The organism is Histidinibacterium lentulum (assembly GCF_003789055.1).
In the GTDB taxonomy this organism is placed as follows: Bacteria; Pseudomonadota; Alphaproteobacteria; order Rhodobacterales; family Rhodobacteraceae; genus Oceanicola; species Oceanicola lentulus.
In genome coordinates, this window is sequence record NZ_ML119084.1 from 410,062 (window position 1) to 430,660 (window position 20,599).

Below are 20,599 nucleotides of genomic sequence, written 5' to 3' on the forward strand. Positions count from 1 at the left end.
AGCGACGTCCCGCCGCCTCGCCCGCCCCTTGCCAATCCCGCCGCCTCGCGCAATCTGCGCCCATGACCGCGCCGCCCCTGCCCGCCCTTCTCCTCGGCCTCGCCGGGCTGCTCCCCTTCCTCTGGGGCGCGCTCACGACCCTGTCCCCGTCGCTGCACCTCTGGGGCGCGCAGACCCTCGGGCCGCGCTTCGTCGGCCCCTATGTGCAGCTCTTCTACGGGGCGGTGATCCTGAGCTTCATGTCCGGCGTGCTCTGGGGCTTCGCGACCAGGACGACCGGCTCCCGCGCCGCCGCCGGCTACGCGCTGTCGGTCATCCCGGCGCTCTGGGCGTTCTTCTTCACCGGCGGCGGGCCGACCTCGGCGGCCACCTACCTCGCCGCGGGCTTCGCTGGGCTCCTGCTCCTCGACTGGCAGTTCGCGCGCTGGGGCCTCGCACCCGACTGGTGGATGCCCCTGCGCACCGGGCTCACCGCCATCGTCCTTCTCTGCCTCGCCCCCGTGATCTTCTGAGCCATGCCCGAGCTCTTTGCCTTCACCGATGGCGCCTGTTCCGGCAATCCCGGCCCCGGCGGCTGGGGCGCGCTCCTGCAGGCGAAGGATGGCGCCACGGTCGTCCGCGAGCGCGAGCTCAAGGGCGGCGAGGCCCATACCACCAACAACCGCATGGAGCTTCTCGCCGCGATCCACGCGCTCGAGGCGCTGGAACGGCCCGCGACGATCACCGTCGTCACCGACAGCGCCTATGTGAAGGGCGGCATCACCGAATGGCTCGCCGGCTGGAAGCGCAAGGGCTGGACCACCTCGACGAAGAAGCCCGTGAAGAACGAGGACCTCTGGCGCCGCCTCGACGAGGCCGCGCGGCGGCACAAGGTGACCTGGCGCTGGGTCAAGGGCCATGCCGGCCACCCCGAGAACGAGCGCGCCGACGAACTCGCCCGCGCCGGCATGGCGCCGTTCAAGCGCTGAGGCCCCTCAGCGCCGCCCGCGCCAGTGGGTCGGCACGATCAGCAGCGCCCCCACGGAGGCGAGGATCGCGTTCCAGCCCGGCTGCCGGAACCCGAGGCCGAACATCGCCGTGACGAAGTAGAACACGAACGCCCCGCCCACGCAGATGATGATGGACGGCAGGATGCCGTTGCGGGTGAAACCGGACTTCTCCGACAGGTATCCCACGATCCCCGCGATGACGACGGTGCCGATCAGGCTCGGAAACATGCTCTACCCTCCCAGGACCGTGCCGGGCGGGAGCGGCATCCCCCGCAGGAACTCCGCCGCATCCTGCACCCCGCGCCCTGCGCGCTGCAGGTCCGTGATCCGCACGGCGCCGGTGCCGCAGGCCACGGTCAACGCGCCGTCGAGCACCTCCCCCGGCGCGCCGGCGCCTTCGGCCAGCTCACAGCGCAAGAGCTTCAGCCGCTCGCCCGCCGCCTCGCACCAGGCGCCCGGAAAGGGCGAGAGCCCGCGGATTCGGCGGTCCACCTCCACCGCCGGCAGGCTCCAGTCGATCCGCGCCTCGGCCTTGTCGATCTTGGTCGCATAGGTCACGCCCTCAGCGGGCTGCGGCTCGGCGGTCCGCTCCTCGAGCCCGTCCAGCGCCGCCACCACCAGTCGCGCGCCCAGGGCCGACAGCCGGTCATGCAGGTCCCCCGTGGTGTCCCCGGGGCCGATCGGAACGGCCTCGCGCAGGTAGACGGGCCCGGTGTCGAGCCCCGCCTCCATCGCCATGATGCAGACACCCGTCTCGGCATCTCCCGCCATCACCGCCCGGTGGATCGGCGCCGCCCCGCGCCAGCGCGGCAGAAGCGAGGCATGGATGTTCAGGCAGCCGAGGCGCGGCGCGGCGAGAACCGCGCGCGGCAGGATCAGGCCATAGGCCACCACCACCGCCGCATCGAGGCCGAGGGCGACAAGGGCCTCCTGCTCCTCGGCACCCTTCAGCGACACGGGCGTCCGCACGGGCAGCCCCGCGTCCTCCGCCCGGCGCGCGACGGGCGAGGGCCGCACCGCCCTGCCCCGCCCCGCGGGCCGCGCGGGCTGGCTGTAGACGCAGGCCACCTCGTGCCCGGCCCCGAGCAGCGCGTCGAGCGCGGGGACGGAAAACTCCGGCGTACCCATGAACGCGATCCGCATGATCCTGCTCCTTGTCCCGAATAGTCGCGACTATTCCGTTCCCTGCCGTCCCGCCTTGCGCGCCTTCGCAATCAGCCGGTCCCGCTTCAGCCGGCTCAGCCTGTCGAAATACATCCGCCCCTCGAGGTGATCGATCTGGTGCTGCACGCTCGTCGCCCACAGCCCCACGAAATCCCGCTCCTCCACCGCGCCATCCGCGTTCCGGAACCTCACCGTCACCGCCCTCGGCCGCGCGATCACCGCCGAGACGCCGGGCAGGTTCGGCGAGGCTTCCTCGTGTTCCCTCAACTCGACACTCTCGTGGAGCACCTCCGGGTTTGCCATCCGCACCGCCTGCCCCCGCGCCGTGCTCGCATCCACCACCGCGAGCCGCAACGGCACGCCGATCTGCGGCGCGGCAAGGCCCACGCCCGGCATCGCCTCCATCACCGCGATCATCCGCTCCCAGACCGCGCGCACCTCGTCCGTCACCGCCTCCACGCGGTCCGCCGGCCGGCGCAGCACCTGTGCGGGCCAGGGCACGATCCTCAGCCGCGCGGCGGCCTCGCTCACGCCCGCGCCTTCTCGCGCTTCAGCTTGACCATCTTGCGGGTGATCATCTGCCGCCTCAGGGGCTTCAGGTAGTCGATGAAGAGCCTGCCGTTCAGGTGGTCGATCTCGTGCTGCACGCAGGTCGCCCAGAGCCCCGCGAACCGCTCGCTCTGCTCGGAGCCGTCGAGCGCAGTCCAGCGCACGTCGACCTCGGCGGGCCGCTCCACATCGGCATATTGCTCGGGGATCGACAGACAGCCTTCCTCGTAGGTGCTGACCTCCTCCGAGGACCAGGTGATCTCGGGGTTCACCAGCACCATGGGCCGCGGCGGCTGCGTCTCGTCCTTCACGCAATCCATCACCAGCACCCGCTGCAGCACGCCCACCTGCGGCGCGGCAAGCCCGATCCCCGGCGCGTCGTACATGGTCTCGAGCATGTCGGCGCCCAGCTGACGGATCTCGTCCGTGATCGCGCCCACGGGCTCGGCGACGGCCTTCAGCCGCGGGTCGGGATGGATGAGGATGGGACGCTTTGCCATGGCGCTGATCTAGGCCAAGCCCGCCCCCCGCGCAACACGGCCCCTTGCGTTCGGCCCGCCCGGGGCTAGCGTCCGGAACGGGCAGACAGGAGACCTCCATGACCTTCGACCGGATCACCGCACGCGCGGGCACCTGGCAGACCAAGTGGGCCTCGGCGGAGCGGGTCATGGGCCCCCCCGGTCCCGACGCCCTGCCCATGTGGATCGCCGACATGGATTTCGATGTCGCTCCGGTGATCGCCGAGGCCGCGCAGCGCCTGTCGACAAGCGGCATGCTCGGCTATTTCACCGGCGCCGACGCCCTCTCCGAAAGCGTCGCCGCCTGGATGACATCCCGCCACGGCTGGGAGGCCGATCCCGACCACGTCAGCCATACACACGGTCTGGGCAACGGCATCGCCCTCTGCCTGCAGGCCTTCAGCGAGCCCGGCGACGCGGTCATCATCTTCTCCCCCGTCTACCACGAATTCGCGATGAAGATCCGCCGCAACGAGCGCGAGGTCCGCGAAAGCCCGCTCCTCGTCGCCGGGGACGGGCGCTTCGCCCTCGACCTCGACAGGCTGGAGCAGAGCCTCACCGGCACCGAGCGGATCATGCTGATCTCCTCGCCGCACAATCCCGCCGGCCGCATCTGGACGCCCGAGGAGCAGCGCGCCATGGCCGACTTCTGCGCCCGCCACGACCTGATCCTCCTCTCCGACGAGATCCACCACGACCTCGTCTTTCCGGGCGAGCGTCATGTCCCCATGCCCGTGGCCGCCCCCGACTCGCTGGACCGGCTCGTCATGCTCACCGCCGCCTCCAAGACCTTCAACATCGCGGGCTGCCGGACGGGCAGCATCACCATCGCCGACGAGACCCTGCGTGCCCGCTTCCGCAAGGTGCTCCACGCGCTCGACATCCAGCCGAACATCTACGGCGTCGAACTCACCCGCGCCGCCTATACCCCCGAAGGCGCGGCCTGGTGCGACGAGCTTTGCGCCTATCTTGCAGAGAACGCCCGGCGCTTTTCCGAAGGCGTGGCCGCGATCCCGGGCCTGTCGGCCATGCCCATGCAATCGACCTATCTCGCCTGGGTCGATTTCTCTCCCCTCGGCATGTCCTGGGAGGAGGTGCGCCGCCGCATCGTCGAGGAGGCCCGCCTCGGCCCCTCGCCCGGCCCAAGCTTCGGCACGGGCGGCGACTGCGCCATGCGCTTCAACCTCGGCACCCAGCGCATCCGGATCGACGAGGCCGTCTCGCGCCTGCAGGACGCCTTCGCGGACGTTCAGTAGTCAGGCCTGCGGCAGCAGCCCCGCGGGCCCGCCCGGCGCGCGCTCGAAATCGACGGGCGCCGCATCGGTCGCCGCGGTCGCGCGCTTGTACTCGTAGACCCGTTCGCCGTCCTCCTCGCGCGAGGTGACGATCAGGCAGCGCGACAGGTGGCGCGCGCCCTCGTAGAGATCGACGTAGCCGCGCGCGGGATCGGCCGTGCCCGCCTCCACGGCAAAGCCCGTGGACCAGGCCCGCACCACCGCGATCCGCTGACCTCCCGCCTCTATGTATAGCCGCGCACGCCGCTTGTCCCGCGCCTGCCGCGCCGCCTTCAGACCGTCCTGTACCTGCTTCGAAAACTGGTCCATCGCCCGTCCTTCCCGCCCTCGTTTCCAATGGTGGGTGCGCCCGCGGCAAAATCAAGCGTCGCGTGGCGCCGCAGCGCAGAGACGCGGCCCGCGCGTCACGCTTTCTCGCCGCGTATGCGAGGCCGCAGAACATGCGGTTTTGCCGCATCATAGAGGGCGGAGTCCGGAAAACCGTGGTTATCTGCCATCGCCGGTCCGACAAGGATCAGCGCCGTCCGGGTGATCTTTGCCTCGCGGACCGCGGCATGGATGGTGGCCAGCGTGCCGCGCAGGATCATCTGGTCGGGCCAGGAGGCGCGATAGACCACCGCGACCGGGCACTCCGGCCCGTAGAACGGACTGAGCTGCCGTTCGATCTCCCGCAGCGCGCGAATCCCCAGATGGATTGCCAGCGTCGCGCCGCTGCGGGCAAAGACCTCCAGCCGCTCGCCCTCGGGCATGGAGGTCGATTTCATCGACATCCGCGTCAGCACGATGGACTGCGCCACCTCGGGCACCGTCAGCTCCTGCCCCAGGGCGGCGGCGGCGGCGGCATAGGCCGGCACGCCCGGCACGATCGCGTAGGGAATGCCATCCGCCTTCAGCCGCCGGATCTGCTCGGCAATGGCGCCATAGAGCGACGGATCGCCCGAATGCACCCGCGCCACGTCCTCGCCGCGCGTCTCTGCCGCCAGGATCTCCGCATGGGTCTCGTCCAGCGTCATCGACGCGGTATCCATCACACGCGCCCCCTCGGGCGCGCGCGCGACCACCGCCTCGGGCACCAGCGAGCCGGCATAGAGGCACACCGGGCAGCTCTCGATCAGCCGCGCCGCCTTCAGCGTCAGAAGCTCCGGATCGCCGGGACCCGCGCCGATGAAATGAACCGTCATGCGCGTCCTCCGTCGATCCGCTTCGCATAGCCGCGCGGCGTGTACATCCGCGGCCCCTCGCCGAGCTGCGCCAGCCGCGAGGCGGAGGAGCCCACCAGAACCACCGTCAGCATGTCCACCTCGTCCACCTCCAGCGCATCGAGCCTGCGATAGCGAAGGCTCTCGTCCGGCCGCCCGAGGTCGGTGCCCAGCAGCACCGGCGTGTCCGCCGGACGATGCGCCAGCAGGATATCCCGCGCCTCGGCCAGCAGCGTGCGCCGCCTCCGCGACACCGGGTTGTAGAAGGCGATGACGAAATCCCCCTCCGCCGCCGCCCGGATGCGCTTCAGGATGTCCTCGCGCGGGGTCAGCAGGTCCGACAGCGAGATGGCGCAGAAGTCGTGCCCCAGGGGCGCGCCCGCCCGGGCCGCCGCCGCCTGCAGCGCCGAGACGCCGGGCGCGCAGACGACCTCGGCCCGGCGCGCGGCGGCGCTGACGCCCCCCCGGTCGGCGGGCCGATCCAGCAGCTCGAACACCAGCGCGCCCATCGCGTAGATCCCCGCGTCGCCCGAACAGACCAGCGCCACGTTCGCGCCCTCGCCCGCCCGTTCCAGCGCGTAGCGGCAGCGGTCCTCCTCGCCGCCCAGCGGGAAGTCGCGGCGCGGCTTGCCCGCCGCCAGCGCCCCCAGGAGATCAATATAGAGACCGTAGCCCACCAGTTCCTCGGCCTCGGCGACAAGCCGCGACACTTCCGGCGTCCGCCAGGCCGCCTGACCGGGCCCGATCCCCACGACCGACAGCCGCCCGCGCCGCCGCCCCGGCAACGCGGCGATGGGCGCGGGCGCGCGCGCGAGCGCCATGGTCGCATTGGCGCTCTTGCTCTTCTCGACGAAGAGCCCGGCCTCGGGTCCCGCGCCGGCCAGGGCCGCGGCCTCGGCCACGCCGTGGCAGCCGACCTCGGCAAAGACCACCTCGGAAGGGTTCAAGAGGCGCGGCGTCTCGTCCTCCAGTTCCGCCGCCTCGAACAGCCGCAGCGGCAGGTCCAGCGACCGGGCGAGCGCCAGCACCGCGGGCTCGTCGGCCTTCAGGTCGAGCGTAAAGAGGCCGGCGATGGCGCCCGGGGCGATCTCGAAGGCCTCCAGCGTCGCGCCGACCAGCTTCGCCAGCTCCTCGGGCGGACAGTTTCGCGCACAGCCGACACCCAGCGCGTAACGTTGCCGGTGATAGGCCAGTTCCCCGCCGGGCGCGGGGCCCTCGGTGACGAGGATCGGCACGGCCGCGTCCTCGCCCGGCGCGGCCTTCGGCAGGCCGTCGAGAAAGTCCGGGACCTCGCCGCCCTCGCAGTCGATCCGCGCGCGCCGCCCCGACAGCAGCGCCGCCATCGCGCCGCGCGCGGCCTCCGGGTCGGCCAGCCGCCAGCCCGGCGGCGGCTCGTCGAGCGCCACGCCCAGCGCCACGTCGCCCGCCGTGGTCACCGCCGCCACCGCGCCCAGCGCCTCGGCCACCTGCCGCGCCAGCCGGTTCGCCCCCCGGTGGCCGCCCAGCAGCGGGACCACGACCGACCCGTCGTCCGAGACCGACAGAACGGGCGGCTCGCCGCGCTTGTCCGACAGGTGCGGCGCGATCCCTCGGATCAATATACCACTCGCGCAGACCCCGATGATCGGCGTTCCGGCAAGAAAGAGGTCCCGCGCATGATCCAGCGCATTGGCGAAGACGGCATCCGCCCGCCCCACGCGCCCCGCCCGCCCGTGCACCTTTGCCCCGAGCGCCGCCGCGATGCGATGCGCCACCGGTTCGCCCGAGGCCGACAGCGCCAGAACCACCGGGGTCACAGCCATGGATCGGCCTCCTTCGTGACGAGGATCATGGAAAAATACGGTGCCACCTCCGGCGCCTCCGCCAGCGGCAGCACAACCTCGGCCTCGAGCGTCGCCCGTTCGACGTAGACCGAGCGGTCCGTCAGCCCGGCCGCGTCGATCACCGCGCGCACCTTGGCCATGTGCCGCCCCAGCTTCATCAGCGCCACGCTCGACGATCCCGCCAGACGCGCCGCGATCTCCGTCTCCGGCAGCGGTGCAGGGAGAATGGCGAACACCTCGTTCCGTGCCACCAGCGGCCGCCCCGCCACCGCGGCGGCGGCGGTCACCGAACTCACCCCCGGAACCACCTCCACCGCGAACCGCCCGGCCAGCCGCGCGTGCAGATACATGAACGAGCCGTAGAGAAACGGGTCCCCCTCGCAGAGGCACACCACGTCCACCCCCGCGCCCAGCCGCTCCGCGATCCGCGCGGCACCTTCGTCATAGGCCGCCTGCGCCGGCGCGCGCTCGGTCCGCATCGGCAGGTCGATGACGATCTCCTCCGCGCCCTCCGGGATCAGCCCCGCCACGATGCCCCGGGCGAAGGACGCCGCCCCCGCCAGCGTCGGATAACAGATCACCGCCGCCCCCCCGATCAGCCGTGCCGCACGCAGGGTCACCAGATCGGGCGCGCCCGGCCCCACGCCCACGCCGTAAAGCCGCCCGGTCACGCGCACCCCCTGGCTTCATCTGGCCAGAAATACTCGAAATCCCGGCCCGTCACCTCTTCACGAGGCTCCATTGCGTCACCGGCATCAGCGGCCGCCAGCCCGTGAGCCCGCCCACCGGCTCGGCCCGGTGCACCGAGATCTTCGACAGCTGCCCGCCATGGGCCTTGTGCAGCGCCAGCAGCAGCGCCTCGGACTCGAGCGTCACCGCGTTCGCCACCAGCCGCCCCAAGGGCCGCAAGGCCCGCCAGGACGCGGTGAAGACCTCTTCCGACAGCCCGCCACCGATGAACACCGCATCCGGCGCTGGAAGAAATTCCAGCTCACCCGGCGCCGTCCCGTCCCGCAGCTCCAGCCTCGGCGCGCCCAGCGCCAGCGCGTTCTCCGCGGCCATGGCCCGCCGGTCGGCGCGCGGCTCGATCCCGATGGCGCGGGCGTAATGCGCTGCGCGCATCCACTCGATCGCCACCGATCCGCAGCCCGTGCCGATGTCCCACAAGAGCGCCCCGCGCATCGGCATCAGCTTCGCCACCGTCGCCGCGCGGACCTCCTGCTTGGTCATCGTGCCGTCCGACCGGAACAGCGCATCGTCGAGCCCCGGAACCCGCGGCAGAAGCGCCGCATCGGGCGCTGCCCGGCAGTCCACCGCCAGCGTGTTGAACGCCGGAACCTCGTGATCCCAGCGCGCCGCCACCCCGTCGAACCGCGCTTCCTCCGGCCCGCCCATGCTCGCCAGCACCGTCATGGGCGAGCCGCCGAAGCCCCGCTCCGTCAGGAACCGGGCGATCCGTCCGGGCGTGTCCGCGCCCGTCGTCAGGATGAGCAGCCGCGCATCGGGCTGGATAAAGGCGATCATCTGCTCCACCGGACGGCCATGGACCGTCAGCGTCTCCACATCGGCGAGGCTCCAGCCCATCCGCGCGGCGGCCAGCTGGAACGCCGAGAGCTGCGGATGATAGACGATCTCCCTCGGGTCGATGGCCCGGCCAATGCGCGCGCCAACCGAGAACCAGAGGGGATCGCCGGTCACCAGCACCACCGCGCGCCGCCCCTTCAGGCCCCGGATCGTGTCGATCATCGCATCGAAGGGCGAGGGCCAGGCGATCCGCTCCGCCGTCACGTTCGGCGCCAGCTCGTGATGCCGGTCGCCGCCGAGAATCACCTCCGCCGCCTCCACCACGGCGCGGGTGGCGGGGGCGAGCCCCGCCAGCCCGTCCTCTCCGATCCCCACGACGTGCAGCCAGGGCGCGCTCACGCGTCGCCCTCCAGAGCGCCCCGCGCCAGCGCGTTCACCGCCGCCGAGGCCATGGCAGACCCGCCCCGCCGCCCGCGCAGGGCGATGTAGTCGCAGTGCCTCGGATCGCGCGCCAGCTCCGCCTTCGATTCCGCCGCCCCGACGAAACCCACCGGAAAGCCCAGGATCACCGAGGGTTTCGGCCATCCCGTATCCAGAAGTTCCAAGAGCCGGAAGAGCGCGGTGGGCGCATTGCCGATCGCCACCACGGCGCCCCCGATCCGCTCTTCCCACAGCTCCACCGCCGCGGCCGACCGCGTCGTCTCCCCCGCCTGCGCAAGGGCCGGCACGCGCGGATCGTTCAGCGTGACCACCACCTCGTTGCCCGCGGGCAGGAACCGCCGCGTGATTCCCGCCGCCACCATCTCGCAGTCGCAGAGCACGGGCACGCCCGCCGCCAGCGCCGCGCGCCCGGCCTCCGCCGCGCGGGTGGAAAAGGCCAGCCGGTCGGCGATCTCGATCATCCCGCAGGCATGGATCAGCCGCACGACCACGGGTTCCATGGCGGGCGGAAACCGCTCCAGCCGCGCCTCGCGCCGCACGGTCTCGAAGCTCTCGGCATAGATCGCCGCCGGATCGCGGAGGTAGGGTCTCACGGACGTCGCGGACCGGGGGGCCAGCCCCCCGGTCCCCCCGGGAGTTCACGGCGGTCCGCGCAGCGGCGATCCTGCCAGTGGCAGGATCGCGCCGTGACCGGGCGGAGCCCATGGGCCAGAAAATCCATCATCTCACGCGCGTCTTGCGGGCGCTCTCCGGCCCGTGGGGATGATCGGCGTGAGGATAGGGCGCATGATGGTGATGATGATGCCCGTGATCATGGTCATGATCATGGTCATGGCCGTGATGATGGTGGTGATGATGATGACCGTTCTGCGCCTCCAGCCGGCAGAGCCCCGTGCAGAAATCCTCGCAGAGCGCGCAATCGGCCACGTTCGAGCCCGGCGCGCTCGCCCCCTGCCCCTCCACAAGGTGATGATGGCTCTCCTGCACGGCCCCCACCTCGGCCTCGAAGCCCAGAACCTGCGTGCGGTACTTGCACATGGCGCAGTTGGGCGGCGGCACCTCGCCCACCAGCTCCGTCACCCGCTCGGCGAAGGTCGCCAGCACCTGCGGATGATCGCCCAGATACCCCGCCTTCCGGAACTCGATCTCCGGATGGGCGGCGGCGACGCGGTCGGTGAAGCCGTAGATGCGGTCGATCAGGATGCCCGAGAACAGGAAATATGGAAACACCACCACCCGCCTGTAGCCCAGCTTCGCCACATGCTCGAGGCACGGCTCCACCAGCGGGAAGGTCACGCCGGAAAACCCCACCTCGCACCAGCCGAAGCCCATGCCCTCGTGCAGCATCCGCGCGATCTTGGCGACATTGCCGTTGGCGTCGGGGTCCGAGGCGCCCCGGCCGATCACCACGAGACAGGTCTCGTGCCGCGGCACGGCATCGTCGAGCACCGCCTCGATCCGCGCGGCGGCGGCGGCGATCATCTTCGGATCGACGCCCAGTTCGCGCCCGTAATGCACGTCGATCCCGTGGGTCGCGGCATAGGTGTTCAGCACCGTGGGAATGTCGTTCTTGGCGTGCATCGCCGCGAAGAGCATCCCCGGAACCGCCAGGATCCGCTCGCACCCCGCCTCGCGCAGCTCATCGAGCCCGTCGCGCAGCACCGGGTTCGCGAATTCCAGATAGCCGTGCGTGCACATCCACTCCTTCGGCAGCAGCGGCGGCAGCTTCTCGGCCAGGGTGGCGAATTCGGAGACCGCCGAGGACGACCGCGACCCGTGCCCGCACAACAGGACCCCGGTCTTCACGCGCGTGCCTCCTCGGGCTCGGCGTCGTCCTCTGCCCCCTCTTCGGGCTCGTCCGATGCGGCCCCGCGCTCCCGCGCCTTGCTCCAGAGCCCCACCAGGACGGCAAGGCCGATGGCGGCCCCGGCGATCCAGTGGCCGTGCCCCGCCACCTCGGCCAGGTGGCCGGGATGGGCAAGCGCCGGTCCCGCGGTGAGGGTCGCGATCAGGATGGCAAGGCGCATGGGCTCCTCCGGGTCGGGCCCCAGGCCTGCGGCGTGCGCCGATCCACTCGACGATGCGCAGGAAGGCCCCCCTGTCTGGGTCGGACCCGCCGGCGCCTCCGCTCCGGCCCGGGAAAGGGCTTCGTCTCCGACCGGACTACCGCGCGGCGTCCACGGGCGCAAACGGGAACTGCGCCCTGCGCCCATGTGCGCGGGTGCAGGGGTCCGTGCGCTCAGGTCCGGGTGTCCGGCGACGCCCGGGCTTCCTACCTGACTTGGACACAGCAAGCGGAGGTCCCATGGGACAACTCGTCGACGGCACCTGGCACAGCGGCCCCATCGAGACGAAATCCACCGGCGGGGAGTTCCGCCGCAGCACCTCCGGGTTCCGCAACTGGATCACGGCGGACGGCAGCCCCGGCCCCTCGGGCGAGGGGGGATTCAAGGCGGAGGCCGGCCGCTATCACCTCTATGTCAGCCATGCCTGCCCCTGGGCGCACCGCACGCTGATCTTCCGCAAGCTCAAGGGGCTCGAGCCTCTGATCGGCCTGTCCGTCGTGCATCCGCTGATGTTCGAGGACGGCTGGACCTTCGCCGACGACTGGGACGGGGCCACGGGCGACGCGCTCCACGGCCTGCCCTTCCTGCGGGACGTCTACGTGAAGGCCGATCCCCGGATTTCCGGCCGCGTGACCGTTCCGGTCCTCTGGGACCGGACGCGCGAGACCATCGTGTCGAACGAATCCTCCGAGATCATCCGGATGTTCAACTCCGCCTTCGACGGGCTGACCGGCAACCGGGACGACTACTGGCCCGAGGACCTGCGCGAGGCGATCGAGCCCGTGAACGCGCGAATCTACGACACGCTCAACAACGGCGTCTACCGCTCGGGTTTCGCCTCGACGCAGGAAGCCTACGACGCCGCCGTCGTGCCGCTCTTCGAGACGCTGGACTGGCTCGAGGACCGGCTCTCCTCGAGCCGATACCTCATGGGCGACCGCATCACGGAGGCCGACTGGCGGCTCTTCACCACGCTCCTGCGGTTCGACCCGGTCTATCACGGCCATTTCAAGTGCAACCGCCGCCGGATCGTCGACTACCCGAACCTCTGGGGCTTCACCCGCGAACTTTACCAGTGGCAGGCGCCGGACGGCAGCCGCGTGGCCGACACGGTGCATTTCGACCACATCGTGCACCACTACCACCGCAGCCACGAATCGGTGAACCCGCACCGGATCGTGCCCATCGGCCCGGATCTCGACTTCGACGCGCCCCACGGCCGCGACCGTCTGCCCCTCGCCGCCGAGTGACCGTCCGTCAATGGGCCGCGCCGTGATGCTCGACCATCGCGGCGAGGTCCTCGGGCGGCATGTGCGTGGGCAGAAAGGCGCAGGCATTGGCGCTGAGCGCAAAGATCGAGCCGTCCGAGAAGAATCGCGTGTTGGTGACAAAGATCACCCGCACGCCCGGATGGCGGACCTCGGCGTAATCGGCCACCGCGAGCGCGCTGCCCTCGCTCAGGACGAGGTCCAGCACGATGATGTCATAGGTCCGCTCCGACAGGGCCTCGATGGCAGACTCCGCATCCGCCCGGGAATCCACCGCATGACCCGCCCGTGTCAGGTACCCGGTCCAGAGTTCGGACAGCCGGCGATCCTCTTCGACGATCAGCACCTGCATGCCGCACCTCCCCTGTCTCCCCGCCTGTTTATCGGACCGCCGCCCCGGAGACGTCGGGCGCACACCGCGATCCTTTTCACTGGCATTCATCGTAAATGGGAAAACTTTAACGAAGTGTTACCGGACCTGCCCTGACCTCGGCCGACCTTGCGGAAACCGCCGGTCCTTGCCATGCCGCCCGCGATCCGGTTGAACCGGCACGGCCCGACCGGAGAGCGTCATGACGACCTGGATCACCATCTGCGACACCTGCAAGCGCGAGGACTTCGAGGCCCGCGCTCCCGCCATGACCGACGGCGAGGCGCTGGCCCATGCCGTCGAGGCTTTGCCCCGGCCCGAGGGCGTGGCGCTCCGCCGGGTCTCCTGTCTCATGGGCTGCAGCCACGGCTGCAACGTCGCGATCCAGTCCGCCGGCAAGCTCTGCTACACTCTCGGCCGGTTCGAGCCGGGCGCCGAAGCCGCCCGCGCGATCCTCGACTATGCCGCGCTCCATGCCGGATCCGCGACCGGCCAGGTTCCCTACCGCCAGTGGCCCGAGGGCGTGAAGGGCCATTTCGTCACCCGCCACCCGCCGCTTCCCGAATGACCCGCGCCGGGGCGCCGCGCGATCACGGCGGCGGACTCGACGCCGCCGCCGCGCGCTGGGGCGGCACGCGCAGCGACTGGCTCGACCTCTCCACCGGCATCAACCCCGTCCCCTATCCCCTGCCGGACCTCCCCGCCGGGGCCTGGACCGCGCTGCCCGACGCCGCCGCCACCGCCCGGCTGGAGGCCGCCGCGCGCCGCTTCTGGGCCGTCCCCGAGAGCGCGGGCCTCGTCCTCGCCCCAGGGGCCTCGGCGCTCATCGTGCGCCTGCCCGACATCGCGCCCCCGGGCCCGGTCCGCATCCCCGGTCCCACCTACAACGAACACGCCGCCGCCTTCCGCCTCGCCGGACGGACCCTGACCGAGGCGCCGGCGCCGGTCACCGTCCTCGTCCATCCCAACAATCCGGACGGGCGGCTCCGCTCCGCCGCCGATCTCGGCCCGGGCCTGACCGTGGTCGACGAGAGCTTCTGCGACACGGATCCCGGTCGCAGCCTGATCGCCGCCACCGCCCGCCCCGGCACGCTGATCCTGAAGAGCTTCGGCAAGTTCTGGGGCCTCGCGGGCCTGCGCCTCGGCGCGGCCATCGCCCATCCCGAGACCCTCGCCGATCTCGCCGAGCGCCTCGGCCCCTGGCCCGTCTCCGGTCCGGCGCTGGCCATCGGCGCCGCCGCCCTCTCCGACATCCCCTGGGCCGAGAGCACCCGGGCGCGCCTCGCCGCCGACGCCGCGCGGCTCGACCGGCTCATGGCCGGCCGTGGCGCACGGCCCCTCGGCGGCACGCCGCTCTTCCGGCTCTACGAGACCGGCGACGCCGCGGCCTGGCAGGACCGCCTCGCCCGCCACCGCATCTGGTCCCGCATCTTTCCCTGGTCCCGGGGCTGGCTGCGCCTCGGCCTGCCCGCGCCCGCAGGCTGGCCCCGCCTCGAGGACGCCTTGGCATGACCGCCGCCCTCGTCGCGGCGCTCCTTCTCGATGCCGCCCTCGGAGAGCCGCGCTGGCTCTGGTCCCGCCTGCCCCACCCTGCCGTCCTGATGGGCCGCGCCATAGCCATCCTCGACCGCCACCTGAACCGCGGCCCCCATCGCCGGCTCAAGGGCTGTCTTGCGCTCGCGCTCCTCCTCGCCGGCGCGCTCCTCACCGGCGCGGCCCTCGCCGCCCTGCCCGGCATGGCCGCAGAGGTGATCGTCGCCGCGATCCTGCTGGCCCAGCGCTCGCTGTCGGACCATGTGCGCGCCGTCGCCCGCGCCCTGCGCGTCTCGCTCGGCGACGGGCGCCGCGCGGTGGCGATGATCGTCGGCCGCGACACCGCCGCGATGGACGAACCCGCCGTGGCCCGCGCCGCCATCGAGAGCGCCGCAGAGAACCTTTCCGACGGCGTCACCGCCCCCGCCTTCTGGTTCCTCCTGGGCGGCCTTCCCGGCCTCGTCGCCTACAAGGCGCTCAACACCGCCGACAGCATGATCGGCCACCGCACGCCCCGGCACGAGGCCTTCGGCTGGGCCGCCGCCCGCGCCGACGACGTGGCGAACTGGATCCCGGCCCGTCTCACCGCGCTCCTCCTGTGGCTCGCCGCCGGCGCGCCCTCCGGCTGGACCGGCTTTCTCGCCGACGCCCGCCGCCACCGCTCGCCCAATGCGGGCTGGCCCGAGGCCGCCATGGCCCGCGCCACCGAGACCGCCCTCGCCGGCCCGCGCAGCTACGGCGGCAAGCTGACGGACGATCCCTTCGTGAACCCCGCGGGAGACCCCTCTCCCGGTCCCGCCCGGATCGACGCGGCGGTGGCCCTCCTCTGGCGCGCCTGGGCCCTCGGCCTGGCAACCGTCGCCCTCTCCGCTATTTTCCGCACATGACTCCAAGAAAGCATGGAACCATGCGGCACGTCGTGCATTCGACACCTGTCGACCCGTTGTCCCGGCACCGGGGCAGGCATGACGTGCAGACGACGAGACGCCGGGCAGCGACGGCGGCCCGAGATCACGACCTTCAGACACAACCGAGGCCCCGCGACCCGTGACGACACCACTCGACGAAGCATCCCTCCCCCTCGACAGCGGTCAGATCGCCCTCAGCGCCCTGACCAAGGCCCCGTTCGCCATGGTCCTCACCGACCCCCGGCAGGCCGACAACCCGATCGTCTACGTCAACGACGCCTTCACCGAGGTGACAGGCTATTCCCGCGCCGCCGCCATCGGCCGCAACTGCCGCTTCCTGCAGGGGCCCGAGACCGACCGCGAGAGCCTCGACACGCTCCGCGACGCGGTGGCCCAGGGCCGCTCGGTGACAACGGACCTGCGGAACTACCGCGCCGACGGCACCGCCTTCTGGAACCGCCTGATGATCGCGCCCCTGGCGGACGACAGCAGCCGCCCGCGCTATTTCCTCGGTGTGCAGATGGCCCTGCCCGAGAACGGCCCGAAACCGCCCGAGGTGCGCTCGCGCGAACTCGACGCGGCCCTGTCGGAAATCCAGCACCGGGTGAAGAACCACCTGTCGATGATCGTCGGCATGATCCGCGTGCAGGCCCGCGCCTCCAGCGCCCGCGAGGAATTCGAGACCCTGTCCCACCGCATCGAGGCGCTGCAGCTCCTCTACGAGGAGATGTCCGAGGCGGTGAAGGACGGCTCCTCGAACCGCGCGCCGGTGTCGCTCGGCTCCTACCTCAGCCGGGTGGCCAACGCGATCGCCCATATCGACGGCCGCCGCGGCGTGCGCGTGAATATCGACGTGGATGCCGTGTCCATGCCCTTCGAGGACGCCACCCGCCTGGGCCTGATCACGTCGGAGCTGATGACCAACGCGATGCAGCACGCTTTCGTGGGTCGGGACGCGGGCGTGGTGGAGATGCGGCTCAAGGCGCTGTCGAACGGCACGCTCCGCCTGCAGATCTCCGATGACGGCGTGGGCCTGCCGCCCGGGGCCACCTGGCCCGACGAGGGCAGCCTCGGCGGCCGCATCGTCGCCCAGCTCGTCGAGGCCCTCGACGCCGGCCTCTCCGTCGGCCGGGGCTCCGCCGGCACCATCGTCAGCGTCGACGTCCCGCCGCGCCGGGACCTCTGACCCGCGCCGACCGGCGGCCACCACCCCCCTCCCTGCGTCGTCTCTGGCCACAAGTATCGACACGCACCGCCCGCAGAACGCGCCGCCAGGGGGGCGGGGCGCCATGCGGGACGGCGGGCGGGGCGATGCGCGTCCCGCGCGAGCGGCGTCCCGCCGTCAGGCCACCATCGCCTCGGCGCGCCTGAGATCCACGGAAACCAGCTGGCTCACCCCCTGCTCACCCATGGTGACCCCGAAGAGCCGGTCCATCCGGCTCATGGTCACGGCGTGGTGGGTGATGATCAGGAACCGCGTCTCCGTGCGCCGGGTCATCTCGTCGAGAAGATCGCAGAACCGCCCCACGTTGGCGTCGTCCAGCGGCGCGTCCACCTCGTCCAGCACGCAGATCGGCGCCGGATTGGCGAGGAACACGGCAAAGATCAGCGCCAGCGCCGTCAGCGTCTGCTCGCCCCCCGACAAAAGCGACAGCACCTGCAGCTTCTTGCCGGGCGGCTGGCACATGATCTCGAGCCCCGCCTCCAGCGGATCGTCGCTTTCCACCAGCAGCAGGTTCGCCTCACCGCCCCCGAAGAGGTGGGTGAAGAGCGTCGAGAAATTCCGGTTCACCTCCTCGAAGGCCGTCAGCAGCCGCTCTCGCCCCTCCCGGTTCAGGCTCGCGATCCCGGACCGCAGCGTGCGGATCGCCTCCTCGAGGTCGGTCTTGTCGCGCACCAGCGCGTCATGCTCCACCCGCACCTCCGCGGCATCCTCCTCCGCGCGCAGGTTCACCGCGCCCAGCGCATCGCGCTGGCGCTTCAGCCCGTTGACCTGCGCCTCGATCGCCTGCGCCTCGCCCAGCCGCTCCCCATCGAGCCCGAGGGCCCCGGGCAGCGCGTCCGGTGCCAGCTCCAGCGTCTCGACGCAGCGCGTCACGGCCGCCGCCACGGCATCGCGCGCCGCCTCCACCCGCGTCTCGGCCCGCGCCCGCGCCTCGCGCGCATCGCCCGCCGCGCGCTCGGCATCGCGCTCGGCGACCACCGCCGCGCGGGCGGCGCTCTCCGCCTCCGCGAGCGCATCCGCCGCGGCCCGGCGCCGCGCCTCGGCCTGCTCCATCCCCTGCGCCAGCCGCTCGCGCCGCCCGGCGATCTCCGCCGGAACGCCCGTCGCCGTCGCCCGCTCCGCCTCCGCCTCCGCGCGGCGCGCCTCGATCTCCGCGCTGCGCTCCGCCGCCGTGGCGAGCCGCGCGCGCCAGCTGTCGAGGTCCTTCGCCACCGTCCGCGCCCGCGCCGCCCGCGCCTCGCCCGCGCGCCGGAGTTCGTCCAGCGCGGAGCGCCGCGACATCATCGCGATCCGCGCCGCCTCCACCGCGGCCTTCACCTGGTCGAGCTCGCCCTTCGCCACGCTCAGGTCCGGCAGGTCCCGCACCGCGGCTTCCGCCTCCCGAAGCGCGCCCCGCGCGCCCTCGGCCTCCGCGCGGAACCGCGCCACCGCCAGGCCCGCCGTCTCCAGCTTGCCCTCCGCCAGCGTGCGGTCCGATTCGGCCCGGCTCATGGCGCGCGAGGCCTCGGCCACCAGCTGGTCCGCCTGCCGCCGCGCGTCCCGGGCCGCCTTGTCCGCGCCGCGCAGGTCCGCCATCCGCGCCGAGAGCGCCTCATGCGCCTGCCGCGCGCCCTGCGCCCGGGCCTGCGCCTCCTCCAGATCGCGCTTCAGTTCCGTCAGCCGGTTCAGCTGCTGCAGCCGCAAGGCGGCGGCGCTCGGTGCATCCTCGGCGCCAGCCCGGAACCCGTCCCAGCGCCATAGGTCGCCCTCCACCGACACCAGCCGTTGCCCCGGCGCCAGCGCCGCCTGCAGCGCCGGGCCGTCCCGCGCCTCGACAAGGCCCACCTGCCCCATCCGCCGCGCCAGCACATCCGGGAACCCGACCACCTCCGAGAGCGCGCGCACGCCCCCGGGCAGCGCGGCCGCCTCCGAATAGCCCGGCAGCACCACCCAGCCCGAGGCCGCGTCCGCCGCAACGAGCGGCGCGCGCAGATCGTCTGCGAGCGCCGCGCCCAGCGCCCGCTCGTAGCCCGGGTCCACCGACAGCCGGTCCAGCAACTGCGCCCCGTCGGGCTGGTCCCGCGCCACCAGCCGCTCGAGCGCCGCGACTTCCGCGCGCAGCGCCGCCGTCTCGCCCTCGGCGCCCGACCGCGCCGCCCGCGCCTCCGCCTCGCGGCCCTGGCATTCGGTCAGCGCGGTATCCGCCTCGGCCAGCGTCCGCTCGGCCTTCTCCGCCGTGGCCCGCGCCGTCTCATCCCGCTCCGCGGCCTCGTCCATGGCGCGTCCCGCTGCCTCCAGCGCCCGTGCCGCCTCGCCCTTCGCCGCCTCCGCCCTTGCGGCCTCGGCCTCCGCCCGCGCGAGGGTGCGCCCGTTGTCCTCCACCCGGCGGTGCGCCGCCTGGTGCCGCGCGGACAGGCGCGCCATGTCCTCGGTCAGCCGCGTCAGGTCGCTCTCGCGGTCCCGCAGCACGTCGGCCGCCTCCGCCGCCCGCGCCTCGGCCTCGTCGAGCGCCGCGTCATGGCCCTCGCCTGCCCTCGCCAGCTCGCCCGCCTCCTTCTCCAGCGCCGCGATCGACTGACCCGCGTCGCGATTCAGCGCCGCCTCGCGCTCGAGGTCCCGTCCCATCTGCGCGATCCGCGCCTCCAGCGCGTCCAGCGCCGCCCGCGCCCGCGTCTCCTCGGCGACCAGCCCGTCGCGCTCCACCGCCAGCCGCTGCAGCACCGCCGCGGCAACCGCTTCCTCCTCGCGCCGGGGCGGCAGGGCGGCCTCCGCCGTCTCTCGTGCCGCCGCCGCCGCGCGCGCGGCGCCCTCGGCCCGGCTCGCCGCGACCACCGCCTCCCGCAGCGCGGCCTCGGCCTCGAGCCTGACGCCATCCGCCTCGCGCCAGCGCATGTAGAGCAGCGCGCCCTCCGCCTGCCGCAGCGCCGCGCCGATTTCCCGGTAGCGCGCCGCCTGCTTCGCCTGCCGGGCGAGCTGCGCCAGCTGCGCGGCGAGCTGCTCCACCACGTCGTCGACGCGGGCGAGGTTGGCCTCGGCACTCTTCAGCTTCAGCTCCGCCTCGTGCCGCCGCTGGTAAAGCCCGCCGATCCCCGCCGCATCCTCCAGCACCCGCCGCCGCGACCGCGGCCGCGCGTTGATCAGCTCGCTGATCTGTCCCTGCCGCACCAGCGCGGGCGAATGCGCCCCCGTCGCGGCATCGGCAAACAGCATCTGCACATCCCGCGCGCGCACGTCCTTCGAGCCGACCTTGTAGGCCGAGCCCACGTCCCGCGTGATCCGCCGCGTGATCTCCAGCAGGTCCGAGTCGTTGAACTCCGCCGGCGCGAGTCGCTCGGAATTGTCGAGCACCAGGCTCACCTCGGCATGGTTGCGCGCGGGCCGCGTCGCCGCCCCGGCAAAGATCACGTCCTCCATGCCCCCGCCGCGCATGGCGGTGGGCCGGTTCTCCCCCATCACCCAGCGCAAGGCCTCGAGCAGGTTCGACTTGCCGCAGCCGTTCGGCCCCACGACGCCGGTCAGCCCCTGCGCGATGACAAGGTCCGTCGGGTCCACGAAGGACTTGAAGCCGTTCAGCCTGAGCCGCGTGAATTTCATGAGGGGTCCGATTCTGCCTGCTGGGAGACTCTGCCGAACCCCGCCGCGGCATGTCAACGCGCGCGCCACCACATCGGCCCACCCCCGCCGCCTTATCCCCAAGATATAGCGCATTCGCTGGCGAGACCGCCCGTAAGGGCGGACGAGCGCGCCG

General features: G+C 72.4%; 22 protein-coding genes. 8 read left to right on the forward strand and 14 right to left on the reverse strand.

Features of this window, described 5'->3' with window-relative positions; genetic code table 11:
• The first annotated feature begins 62 nt into the window (after positions 1-62).
• A complete protein-coding gene (locus EAT49_RS10390; protein ID WP_123642330.1) occupies positions 63-512 on the forward strand; it encodes a DUF3429 domain-containing protein in 450 nt (149 codons plus the stop codon).
• A gap of 3 nt (positions 513-515) precedes the next feature.
• The gene (gene rnhA / locus EAT49_RS10395) at positions 516-968 is read left to right on the forward strand and encodes a ribonuclease HI (protein WP_123642243.1); all 453 of its coding nucleotides are present in this window, start codon (positions 516-518) and stop codon (positions 966-968) included.
• A 6-nt stretch (positions 969-974) separates the two neighbouring features.
• Here the strand turns inward: rnhA and EAT49_RS10400 are convergent, their stop codons facing one another.
• From EAT49_RS10400 to def (EAT49_RS10415), 4 genes are read right to left on the reverse strand one after another with little or no spacing between them, the layout of a single operon-like run.
• Positions 975-1,217 (reverse strand): hypothetical protein, encoded by a 243-nt coding sequence (locus EAT49_RS10400; RefSeq protein WP_123642244.1) that lies wholly within the window; start codon positions 1,215-1,217, stop codon positions 975-977.
• 3 nt (positions 1,218-1,220) lie between these two features.
• A complete protein-coding gene (fmt, locus tag EAT49_RS10405; RefSeq protein WP_123642245.1) occupies positions 1,221-2,132 on the reverse strand; it encodes a methionyl-tRNA formyltransferase in 912 nt (303 codons plus the stop codon).
• Between the two features lie 30 nt (positions 2,133-2,162).
• Positions 2,163-2,684, reverse strand: a complete 522-nt coding sequence (def, locus tag EAT49_RS10410; RefSeq protein WP_246003816.1) for a peptide deformylase — start codon at positions 2,682-2,684, stop codon at positions 2,163-2,165.
• Positions 2,681-3,202, reverse strand: a complete 522-nt coding sequence (gene def / locus EAT49_RS10415; RefSeq protein WP_123642246.1) for a peptide deformylase — start codon at positions 3,200-3,202, stop codon at positions 2,681-2,683. Before def (EAT49_RS10415) ends, def (EAT49_RS10410) begins: the two co-directional genes overlap by 4 nt.
• Before the next feature lie 98 nt (positions 3,203-3,300).
• Between def (EAT49_RS10415) and EAT49_RS10420 the strand changes: the two genes are divergently transcribed.
• Positions 3,301-4,476 carry a MalY/PatB family protein gene (locus EAT49_RS10420; protein WP_123642247.1) on the forward strand — a complete coding sequence of 392 codons (1,176 nt, stop codon included), beginning with the start codon at positions 3,301-3,303 and terminating at the stop codon, positions 4,474-4,476.
• Here EAT49_RS10420 and EAT49_RS10425 read toward each other — a convergent pair whose 3' ends face one another.
• The 8 genes from EAT49_RS10425 to EAT49_RS10460 form a co-directional block, all read right to left on the reverse strand.
• The gene (locus EAT49_RS10425; protein WP_123642248.1) at positions 4,477-4,824 is read right to left on the reverse strand and encodes a hypothetical protein; all 348 of its coding nucleotides are present in this window, start codon (positions 4,822-4,824) and stop codon (positions 4,477-4,479) included.
• A 95-nt stretch (positions 4,825-4,919) separates the two neighbouring features.
• Positions 4,920-5,696, reverse strand: a complete 777-nt coding sequence (cobM, locus tag EAT49_RS10430) for a precorrin-4 C(11)-methyltransferase (protein ID WP_123642249.1) — start codon at positions 5,694-5,696, stop codon at positions 4,920-4,922.
• Complete coding sequence (gene cobJ, locus EAT49_RS10435) at positions 5,693-7,516, reverse strand: precorrin-3B C(17)-methyltransferase (protein WP_123642250.1); 1,824 nt, start codon at positions 7,514-7,516, stop codon at positions 5,693-5,695. Before cobJ ends, cobM begins: the two co-directional genes overlap by 4 nt.
• Positions 7,507-8,208 (reverse strand): precorrin-2 C(20)-methyltransferase, encoded by a 702-nt coding sequence (gene cobI, locus EAT49_RS10440; RefSeq protein WP_123642251.1) that lies wholly within the window; start codon positions 8,206-8,208, stop codon positions 7,507-7,509. Before cobI ends, cobJ begins: the two co-directional genes overlap by 10 nt.
• A 49-nt stretch (positions 8,209-8,257) precedes the next feature.
• On the reverse strand, positions 8,258-9,460 hold the full coding sequence (gene cbiE / locus EAT49_RS10445; RefSeq protein WP_123642252.1) for a precorrin-6y C5,15-methyltransferase (decarboxylating) subunit CbiE: 1,203 nt from the start codon (positions 9,458-9,460) through the stop codon (positions 8,258-8,260).
• Positions 9,457-10,095 carry a precorrin-8X methylmutase gene (locus EAT49_RS10450; protein ID WP_123642253.1) on the reverse strand — a complete coding sequence of 213 codons (639 nt, stop codon included), beginning with the start codon at positions 10,093-10,095 and terminating at the stop codon, positions 9,457-9,459. Before EAT49_RS10450 ends, cbiE begins: the two co-directional genes overlap by 4 nt.
• A 127-nt stretch (positions 10,096-10,222) precedes the next feature.
• Positions 10,223-11,308, reverse strand: coding sequence for a sirohydrochlorin chelatase (locus EAT49_RS10455; protein ID WP_123642254.1), 1,086 nt, complete (start codon positions 11,306-11,308; stop codon positions 10,223-10,225).
• Entirely contained in the window at positions 11,305-11,529 is a 225-nt protein-coding gene (locus EAT49_RS10460; RefSeq protein WP_123642255.1) for a DUF6732 family protein, read from the reverse strand. The genes EAT49_RS10455 and EAT49_RS10460 overlap by 4 nt, the downstream gene beginning before the upstream one ends.
• Before the next feature lie 278 nt (positions 11,530-11,807).
• Here EAT49_RS10460 and EAT49_RS10465 point away from each other — a divergent pair, with 278 nt between their 5' ends.
• Complete coding sequence (locus EAT49_RS10465) at positions 11,808-12,818, forward strand: glutathione S-transferase family protein (RefSeq protein ID WP_123642256.1); 1,011 nt, start codon at positions 11,808-11,810, stop codon at positions 12,816-12,818.
• A gap of 7 nt (positions 12,819-12,825) precedes the next feature.
• On the opposite strand, the gene EAT49_RS10470 is transcribed toward EAT49_RS10465, so the two are convergent.
• Positions 12,826-13,188, reverse strand: a complete 363-nt coding sequence (locus EAT49_RS10470) for a response regulator (RefSeq protein WP_123642257.1) — start codon at positions 13,186-13,188, stop codon at positions 12,826-12,828.
• 220 nt (positions 13,189-13,408) lie between these two features.
• On the opposite strand from EAT49_RS10470, the gene EAT49_RS10475 reads away from it, so the two are divergent.
• The 4 genes from EAT49_RS10475 (at position 13,409) to EAT49_RS10490 (ending at position 16,833) form a co-directional block, all read left to right on the forward strand.
• Positions 13,409-13,774 (forward strand): DUF1636 family protein, encoded by a 366-nt coding sequence (locus tag EAT49_RS10475; RefSeq protein ID WP_123642258.1) that lies wholly within the window; start codon positions 13,409-13,411, stop codon positions 13,772-13,774.
• Positions 13,771-14,718, forward strand: a complete 948-nt coding sequence (locus EAT49_RS10480; protein WP_123642259.1) for a threonine-phosphate decarboxylase — start codon at positions 13,771-13,773, stop codon at positions 14,716-14,718. The genes EAT49_RS10475 and EAT49_RS10480 overlap by 4 nt, the downstream gene beginning before the upstream one ends.
• On the forward strand, positions 14,715-15,626 hold the full coding sequence (gene cbiB / locus EAT49_RS10485) for an adenosylcobinamide-phosphate synthase CbiB (protein ID WP_123642260.1): 912 nt from the start codon (positions 14,715-14,717) through the stop codon (positions 15,624-15,626). The genes EAT49_RS10480 and cbiB overlap by 4 nt, the downstream gene beginning before the upstream one ends.
• Positions 15,627-15,786: 160 nt before the next feature.
• Positions 15,787-16,833 carry a PAS domain-containing protein gene (locus EAT49_RS10490; protein WP_246003817.1) on the forward strand — a complete coding sequence of 349 codons (1,047 nt, stop codon included), beginning with the start codon at positions 15,787-15,789 and terminating at the stop codon, positions 16,831-16,833.
• Positions 16,834-16,989: 156 nt separating this feature from the next.
• Here EAT49_RS10490 and smc read toward each other — a convergent pair whose 3' ends face one another.
• Positions 16,990-20,445, reverse strand: coding sequence for a chromosome segregation protein SMC (gene smc / locus EAT49_RS10495; protein WP_123642261.1), 3,456 nt, complete (start codon positions 20,443-20,445; stop codon positions 16,990-16,992).
• Positions 20,446-20,599 lie beyond the last annotated feature (154 nt).

Bases quoted from the DNA above. Each gene is read 5' to 3' on its own strand.
- EAT49_RS10390 (WP_123642330.1), top strand. From the start codon at position 63: ATGACCGCGCCGCCCCTGCCCGCCCTTCTCCTCGGCCTCGCCGGGCTG.
- rnhA (WP_123642243.1), top strand. From the start codon at position 516: ATGCCCGAGCTCTTTGCCTTCACCGATGGCGCCTGTTCCGGCAATCCC.
- EAT49_RS10400 (WP_123642244.1), bottom strand. From the start codon at position 1,217: ATGTTTCCGAGCCTGATCGGCACCGTCGTCATCGCGGGGATCGTGGGA.
- fmt (WP_123642245.1), bottom strand. From the start codon at position 2,132: ATGCGGATCGCGTTCATGGGTACGCCGGAGTTTTCCGTCCCCGCGCTC.
- def (WP_123642246.1), bottom strand. From the start codon at position 3,202: ATGGCAAAGCGTCCCATCCTCATCCATCCCGACCCGCGGCTGAAGGCC.
- EAT49_RS10420 (WP_123642247.1), top strand. From the start codon at position 3,301: ATGACCTTCGACCGGATCACCGCACGCGCGGGCACCTGGCAGACCAAG.
- EAT49_RS10425 (WP_123642248.1), bottom strand. From the start codon at position 4,824: ATGGACCAGTTTTCGAAGCAGGTACAGGACGGTCTGAAGGCGGCGCGG.
- cobM (WP_123642249.1), bottom strand. From the start codon at position 5,696: ATGACGGTTCATTTCATCGGCGCGGGTCCCGGCGATCCGGAGCTTCTG.
- cobJ (WP_123642250.1), bottom strand. From the start codon at position 7,516: ATGGCTGTGACCCCGGTGGTTCTGGCGCTGTCGGCCTCGGGCGAACCG.
- EAT49_RS10460 (WP_123642255.1), bottom strand. From the start codon at position 11,529: ATGCGCCTTGCCATCCTGATCGCGACCCTCACCGCGGGACCGGCGCTT.
- EAT49_RS10465 (WP_123642256.1), top strand. From the start codon at position 11,808: ATGGGACAACTCGTCGACGGCACCTGGCACAGCGGCCCCATCGAGACG.
- EAT49_RS10470 (WP_123642257.1), bottom strand. From the start codon at position 13,188: ATGCAGGTGCTGATCGTCGAAGAGGATCGCCGGCTGTCCGAACTCTGG.
- EAT49_RS10475 (WP_123642258.1), top strand. From the start codon at position 13,409: ATGACGACCTGGATCACCATCTGCGACACCTGCAAGCGCGAGGACTTC.
- EAT49_RS10480 (WP_123642259.1), top strand. From the start codon at position 13,771: ATGACCCGCGCCGGGGCGCCGCGCGATCACGGCGGCGGACTCGACGCC.
- cbiB (WP_123642260.1), top strand. From the start codon at position 14,715: ATGACCGCCGCCCTCGTCGCGGCGCTCCTTCTCGATGCCGCCCTCGGA.
- smc (WP_123642261.1), bottom strand. From the start codon at position 20,445: ATGAAATTCACGCGGCTCAGGCTGAACGGCTTCAAGTCCTTCGTGGAC.